The sequence below is a fragment of the Glycocaulis sp. genome, assembly GCF_052168375.1.
Classification (GTDB): domain Bacteria; phylum Pseudomonadota; class Alphaproteobacteria; order Caulobacterales; family Maricaulaceae; genus Glycocaulis.
Genome location: NZ_JBQLZR010000266.1, coordinates 1 through 6,644 on the forward strand (window position 1 = coordinate 1; position 6,644 = coordinate 6,644).

Consider the following 6,644-nt stretch of genomic DNA (forward strand, 5'->3'; position numbering starts at 1 on the left):
GCCCGCCGGATTGAGGTCGAAGAAATGATCCTCAGGGTCCCAGAAGCGCTGGAAGCGCAATTCCACCACACACTTCTTCTCGGCCAGCGCAAGACGCGCCTGCCGGGACCACGGATCAAGGGGCCAGTGATGCAGTATGAACATGGGTGAAAACGCTAGTGCGCTTCGCGGCGCAGTTTAAGCGCGCTTTCAGCGGGCACCGCCATCATGCGGCTCGGGATCGGCATCGAAGAAGCCGCGCCCGTGCGCCTCGCCATACCCTTTCGGATCGGAGTGAATCAGCAGGTCAGCCGCCGGGTAGTGCTCCAGCACGCGCATCTCTGCTGCGACCACCACATCATGGGCTTCTTTCAGCGTCTGGAACGGATCGAGGTCCATGTGGACCTGGATGTGGATGAGTGGCCCGGCGGCGCGGGTGCGCAGCTCGTGCACGCCGAGCACGCGCGGGTCATCGGTCAGCAGGGTTTCGATGTGCGCGCGCGTGGCGTCCGGCAGTTCCCGGTCGAGAAGCTGGTTGACTGATTCCCGGCCCAGATCGAAGGCGGATTTGGCCAGCAGCACGCCGACAAAGAGCGCCAGTATCGGGTCAGCCCGCTCAAGCCCGGCAAAGACGGCGAGCGCAATACCGCCCATGACGGCCACATTGGAGAGAAGGTCAGCCGAATAGTGCGCCCGGTCGCCCGTTACGGCGATGGAGCCGGTGCGCCGGATCACAAGGGTCTGCATCCGGATGAGGCCGAGCGTGAGGGCGAGCGACAGGACCATGACCCCAAGCGCCCAGCCTCCGGCCTCGACGGGCCGGGGGTCGAGAAGCCGCTGCGTGCCCTCGAAGAACAAGAACACGGCAGATCCACTTACCAGCAGGGCCTGAAGCAGGCTGGAGAAGGCTTCTGCCTTGCCGTGGCCGAAACGGTGCTCGTTATCGGCAGGGCGGGCCGCATACCGCACGGCGAGAAACGCCGTCACGGACGCTGCAAGGTCGAGCAGCGAGTCAAAGAAGCTCGCCAGCAGTGCGATGGAGCCGGACGCAAACCAGCCTGCGAGCTTGGCCGCAACAAGTACAAGCGCCACGCTGACCGACAGGCCGGTTGCCAGCGAGTTGATGCGCTGGGACTCTGCCGGGTCCATCCGGCCCGGCCCTGCTCCGGGCAGGTCTTCAGCCGGTGAAACGGGTGCGTGCGTGTTCATGGCGCCGATATAGGCGCGCCCGGCGCGGCTGTCACGCCGGGCGTCAGGGCGCTAGCTGGCGAAAAAGGCCTGCGCGTCGCGGATCAGGGCCTTCTTGGCCACTTCGACGATGCGCTTGCCTTTTTCAGGGGTGGCCTGCGAGGGGTCCGAGCCGATCCGTCCATCGGGGAAGGCCTTGCGGTAGTCGGCGGCATCGGTGAAGCGCCCGTCAGGGGCGATCTTCGGGCTCATGGCCACGTTCTTCACAGCTTCGGGGTAGGCGTAATAGGTCACGGCGACTTCCGAGGCTGTGGCATGGCTGCCATCGCCTTCAGGGAAGATCTCCTTGCAGACATCGGCCACCTCCGGGAACATCCACCAGGAGGTCTGCTTGAGCTTGTAGGGGCAAGCCTCGCCATCAAGTGACCAGGCCGCATAGCTTTCCACAAAGGCGGCGTCGATGGTGGTGATATTGCCGCCATGCCCGTTGAAGAAGAAAATGCGGCGGAAGCCGTGGCGGTGCAGGCTGTCGATCCAGTCATTCAGCGCGGCGATCATCGTCGTCGGGCGCAGGGTGATGGTGCCTGTAAAGCCCAGATGGTGCTGCGCCGAGCCGACATTGAAGGTCGGGCCCACGAGGAAGCCGGCTTCGTCGCCAGCGGCCTTGGCAATCACTTCCGGACAGATGGCGTCAGTGCCCAACAGCCCGTTCGGGCCATGCTGTTCGGTTGAACCGATCGGAATGACGATGCCTTTGGACGTCTTCAGATAGGCTTCGATTTCGGGCCAGGACGCAGTGTTCAGTTGCATCGTTCATCCACTCCAGCGCAACAGGGACGGTCAAGCCGCGGAGATCAACGCAAACCCGGCGCGCATGCAAGAGGCGGGGCGCACAAAGCTGTCAGATGGTCTCGATACTTGCCCGGAGTGCGTCCTGCCGCCAGTCTTTCATTCGAGGCGCAGCCAAGACGCCGGAACGAGGGAGAACAGCCATGTCGGACGAGCGCATTCCGGTAGCTTCCAGCTTTTCGGGCGCGGCCATGAATGGCGAGCGTTACCGCACACAATATGCCCGTTCACTCGCTGAACCGGACGCCTTCTGGCGCGAGGAAGCCAAACGCCTGAAATGGATCCGGCATCCGGAAAAAATTTCGGATGTCTCCTTCCAGAAAGACGATTTCCGCATTCGCTGGTTCGAGGACGGCATCCTGAACGTGTCGGTCAACTGCATCGACCGCCATCTCGAGACACGGCCCAACAAGCCGGCCCTGATCTGGGAGGGAGACCATCCCGCCCATCACCATTCCATCACCTACCGGCAATTGCACGACCATGTCTGCCGCTTCGCGAATGTGCTGAAAATGCTGGGCGTGAAGAAGGGCGACCGCGTCACCCTCTACATGCCAATGATCCCGCAGGCTGTCTTCGCGATGCTCGCCTGCACCCGGATCGGCGCCGTGCACTCGGTCGTGTTTGGCGGCTTCTCGCCCGAGGCCCTGTCGGGACGCATCAATGATTGCGGCAGCGAGTTTGTGGTCACCGCCGACCAGGGCGTACGCGGCGGCAAGGCTGTGCCCCTGAAAGACAATGTCGATGCGGCCCTGAAGACGGCCCCCGGGGTGAAGGCTGTCCTGTGCGTCAAACATACCGGCGCGTCCGTGCACTGGGAGGAAGGGCGCGATTACTGGTATCACGACCTCTCCATCCAGGTGGACGCCCATTGCGAGCCTGAGCCGATGGGCGCCGAAGACCCGATGTTCATCCTCTACACGTCCGGCTCCACGGGTAAGCCCAAGGGCGTGCTGCATACGACTGGCGGCTACCTCCTGTGGGCGACGATGACCCATGCGCTCACGTTTGATGCGCGCGAGGAGGATGTTTTCTGGTGCACGGCCGATATTGGCTGGGTCACGGGCCATTCCTACATCGTCTATGGCCCGCTCTCCAACGGGGCGACCAGCCTGATGTTTGAAGGTGTGCCGACCTGGCCGGATGCGTCGCGCTTCTGGCAGGTGGTCGAAAAGCACAAGGTGTCGGTTTTCTACACAGCGCCCACCGCTTTGCGCGCGCTGATGCGCCTGGGCGATCGCCCGGTGGAAAAGCATGACCGCTCATCCTTGCGCCTGCTCGGCACGGTCGGCGAGCCGATCAATCCGGAAGCCTGGCGCTGGTATCACAAGACGGTGGGCGATGGCCGCTGCCCTATCGTGGACACCTGGTGGCAGACAGAGACTGGCGGGCACCTGATCACGCCTTTGCCCGGCGCCCATGATCTGAAACCTGGCTCCGCCGGTTTCCCGATGTTTGGCGTCCGCCCGGCCCTTGTGGACAATGAGGGCAAGCGCCTGCCGTCGGAAGGCGCGGCAGAGGGTAATCTGGTGCTGCTCGGCTCCTGGCCGGGACAGATGCGCACCGTCTATGGCGACGACCAGCGCTTCTTCGACACGTATTTCTCCACCTATCCGGGCTATTACTTCACCGGTGACGGCGCCCGGCGCGACGAGGACGGCTATTGGTGGATCACGGGCCGTGTCGATGACGTGCTGAACGTCTCCGGCCACCGGCTGGGTACCGCCGAGATCGAAAGCGCGCTGGTGCTCCATGCCGATGTCGCGGAAGCTGCCGTGGTTGGCTATCCGCACGACATCAAGGGACAGGGCGTGTGGTGCTATGTCACCCTGAATGAGGGGGTTGAGACCAGCGAAGCGCTGGAGAAGGCCCTTAAAGATCAGGTGCGCAAGGAGATCGGCCCGGTAGCAAGCCCGGACGTCATCCAGTTTGCGCCAGGCCTGCCGAAAACGCGCTCGGGCAAGATCATGCGCCGTATCCTGCGCAAGATCGCGGAAAACGAGCTGGTCTCGCTGGGTGACACCTCAACTCTTGCCGATCCCGGCGTGGTCGATGCGCTGATTGCCGGGCGGCCGGACACGTCTGGCTAGGCCTTTAGCTGGTTAGGACCGCGCTAACCGCTTTTGCCGCTTTGGCTGGAGGCACACAGGTTTGCCGCTAGTTTTCTCCCTGACGGCTTGGAGAGGGGGAAGGCCAGATGATGAACCGGCGCAGCGTTTCGGTATTGTTTGTCTGTACAGGCAATATCTGCCGTTCGCCCATGGCGCAGGGCGTGGCCGAAGCCGTGGCGGCAAAGCTGAACAAGGCGATGATTTTCGATTCTGCCGGTACAGGCGACTGGCACGCGGGCGAAGCGCCGGACCCGCGCGCGGTCCATGCCGCGCGGCGGCGCGGCTATGATATTGCCGAGCAGCGCGCCCGCGCGGTGACGGATGAGGATTTCTCCCTCTTCGACCACATTATCGGCATGGACGCTGGCCACAAACGCTGGCTCGTCACCGCGCGCGATGTCCGCAGGCTGGACGAGCGGCCCGTCTCGCTCCTGATGGACTGGTCGGTCGGGCTTGCAGGGCGCGACGTGCCTGATCCCTATTACGGCGACGATGCCGCCTTCGATAATGCGCTGGACCTGATCGAGAAGGGTGTGGACGGGCTGATCCGCCGTATCTGAAGGCCTAGTACAGCAGCGGATATTCCGCCTCGATTTCGTAGGCGTTGGGTCCGCGCCCGCGCGCATGGCTGGAATAGAGATGGAATCGGTCAGCCAGAAACGTCTCTGACGTCCACAAATTCAGGCGTTCCTGAAACTTCTGGACCCGCTGGATCTCGGCCATGTTCAGATAGGCCACCGTCAGGTGGGGCACGAAATTGCGCCGCTCCATCTCCATGCCGGCGCGCGTCCCGGCCTTGTGGCACTGGCGGGCAAGGCGTTCGAGAGGTTCGCCGGCATCGACGCCCAGCCAGAGCTGGGAGGGGCTGGCCTTGCCGAAATGCCCGGTGCCTTTCAGGCGCAGCTCGAAGGGCGCCACGCGGATCAGCGACAATTCATGGTCCAGCTCGGCGATCACGTCCTCGGACCACTCCCCATAGAAGGCGAGTGTGATGTGGAAGTTCTCTTCCGGGCGCCATTTCGCGCCGGGCACGCCTTTCAGGAGCGGCGTGACCCGCATCGCGATTTCTTCCGGAATGGGCAGGGCAGCAAAGACACGCAAGGACATGCGCCAAAGTGCGCCATGTTTCCGGTCAGGGGGTCAAGCGAACCGTCCATCCCCGTTGCATTTGGCCCGGCAGGGGCGTATAAGCGCGCTCAACAGGTTCGATGTGCCGGATGGCACTATCGGGCGGCTCACTTCGGGGGCCGCCTTTTTCATTGCCTTTTCGGAGCCCACTTCTTGAGAACACGCAACCGTCAGGACGAAATGGTCGCCGCGCTCGCGGACCCGGTCGCAGATGCGCTCGGTTTCGAGATCGTGCGTATCCGCGTCCTGTCCGGCAAGCGCCAGACGGTCCAGATCATGGCTGAAAAGGCCGATGGCACGATGGACGTTGAAGACTGCGCCAGGCTCTCGCGCGCCCTGTCTGACGTGTTCGAGACACAGGACCCGATTTCGGGTGAATACGTGCTTGAGGTCTCCTCGCCCGGCATTGACCGGCCCTTGACGGCGCTGGCGCACTTCGCCCGCTGGGAAGGCTTCGAAGCGAAGATAGAGCTCGACCGCCTGGTGGAGAACCGCAAGCGCTTTCGCGGTATTCTTGCCGGGGTGGAAGAGGGAAATGTCCTCATCGACCTTGAAGGCGAAGAGGAGACGGCCCTGCTGCCGTTTGAATGGATTGCCGAGGCCCGCCTGGTGCTGACCGACGCCCTGATCGCCGAGTCCCTGAAAGGGCGCGGCGGCGAGGCACCGGTCTGGACCGAAGGGGCCGACAGCGTGGCTGATGACAGCCAGGCCGACACACCCACAAAGACCAACAGATAACAGGATACTCATCATGGCCATCGGGGTCAGCGCCAACAGGCTGGAACTTCTTCAGATCGCGCGTGCGGTCGCCCAGGAAAAGATGATCGACGAGCCGCTTGTGCTCGCCGCCATCGAGGAAGCGATCCAAAAGGCCGCGCGCTCGCGCTATGGCAGCGAGCTGGACATTCGCTGCTCGATCCACCCCAAGACGGGCGAGATGAAGCTAACCCGCCACACCACGGTCGTGGAAGAGGTGGAGAACGATTCCCAGGAGATCAGCCTGGCGGAAGCGAAGAAGCTCGATCCCAATGCCGAGATCGGCACGGTTTTCGAGGAAGAGCTGCCGCCGATCGAGTTCGGCCGCGTGGCCTCCCAGACCGCCAAGCAGGTGATCACCCAGAAGGTCCGTGAAGCCGAGCGCGAGCGCCAGTACGAAGAGTACAAGGACCGCATCGGCGAGATCATCAACGGCATCGTCAAGCGCGTGGAATACGGCAATGCCATCATCGATCTTGGCAAGGCCGAAGGCATTATCCGCCGCAATGACGCGATCCCGCGTGAAGCGCTGCAGCCCAATGACCGCGTGCGCGCCTATATCTACGATGTGCGCCCGGAAGTTCGCGGCCCGCAAATCTTCCTCAGCCGCGCGCACCCGGACTTCATGGCCGC

Annotated in this window: 7 protein-coding genes; 4 read left to right on the forward strand and 3 right to left on the reverse strand. The window is 63.3% G+C overall.

Annotated elements, in window-relative coordinates; all coding sequences use genetic code 11:
- Positions 1-189: 189 nt before the first annotated feature.
- Both ACTS2Z_RS10790 and ACTS2Z_RS10795 read right to left on the reverse strand, forming a co-directional pair.
- Entirely contained in the window at positions 190-1,188 is a 999-nt protein-coding gene (locus tag ACTS2Z_RS10790; protein WP_442573212.1) for a cation diffusion facilitator family transporter, read from the reverse strand.
- 51 nt (positions 1,189-1,239) lie between these two features.
- Entirely contained in the window at positions 1,240-1,977 is a 738-nt protein-coding gene (locus tag ACTS2Z_RS10795; protein ID WP_442573213.1) for a creatininase family protein, read from the reverse strand.
- A 182-nt stretch (positions 1,978-2,159) separates the two neighbouring features.
- Here ACTS2Z_RS10795 and acs point away from each other — a divergent pair, with 182 nt between their 5' ends.
- Complete coding sequence (gene acs, locus ACTS2Z_RS10800) at positions 2,160-4,106, forward strand: acetate--CoA ligase (RefSeq protein ID WP_442573214.1); 1,947 nt, start codon at positions 2,160-2,162, stop codon at positions 4,104-4,106.
- Between the two features lie 107 nt (positions 4,107-4,213).
- Positions 4,214-4,687 carry a low molecular weight protein-tyrosine-phosphatase gene (locus ACTS2Z_RS10805; RefSeq protein ID WP_442573215.1) on the forward strand — a complete coding sequence of 158 codons (474 nt, stop codon included), beginning with the start codon at positions 4,214-4,216 and terminating at the stop codon, positions 4,685-4,687.
- A 4-nt stretch (positions 4,688-4,691) separates the two neighbouring features.
- Here ACTS2Z_RS10805 and thpR read toward each other — a convergent pair whose 3' ends face one another.
- Positions 4,692-5,234 carry an RNA 2',3'-cyclic phosphodiesterase gene (gene thpR / locus ACTS2Z_RS10810; protein WP_442573216.1) on the reverse strand — a complete coding sequence of 181 codons (543 nt, stop codon included), beginning with the start codon at positions 5,232-5,234 and terminating at the stop codon, positions 4,692-4,694.
- A 174-nt stretch (positions 5,235-5,408) separates the two neighbouring features.
- Here thpR and rimP point away from each other — a divergent pair, with 174 nt between their 5' ends.
- Together rimP and nusA are read left to right on the forward strand one after the other, a co-directional pair.
- Positions 5,409-5,993, forward strand: a complete 585-nt coding sequence (gene rimP / locus ACTS2Z_RS10815) for a ribosome maturation factor RimP (RefSeq protein ID WP_442573217.1) — start codon at positions 5,409-5,411, stop codon at positions 5,991-5,993.
- A gap of 13 nt (positions 5,994-6,006) precedes the next feature.
- Positions 6,007-6,644 (forward strand): transcription termination/antitermination protein NusA (gene nusA, locus ACTS2Z_RS10820; protein ID WP_442573218.1); only part of this gene is annotated, 638 nt, incomplete at its 3' end.

Bases quoted from the DNA above. Each gene is read 5' to 3' on its own strand.
- ACTS2Z_RS10805 (WP_442573215.1), top strand. From the start codon at position 4,214: ATGATGAACCGGCGCAGCGTTTCGGTATTGTTTGTCTGTACAGGCAAT.
- thpR (WP_442573216.1), bottom strand. From the start codon at position 5,234: ATGTCCTTGCGTGTCTTTGCTGCCCTGCCCATTCCGGAAGAAATCGCG.
- ACTS2Z_RS10795 (WP_442573213.1), bottom strand. From the start codon at position 1,977: ATGCAACTGAACACTGCGTCCTGGCCCGAAATCGAAGCCTATCTGAAG.
- acs (WP_442573214.1), top strand. From the start codon at position 2,160: ATGTCGGACGAGCGCATTCCGGTAGCTTCCAGCTTTTCGGGCGCGGCC.
- ACTS2Z_RS10790 (WP_442573212.1), bottom strand. From the start codon at position 1,188: ATGAACACGCACGCACCCGTTTCACCGGCTGAAGACCTGCCCGGAGCA.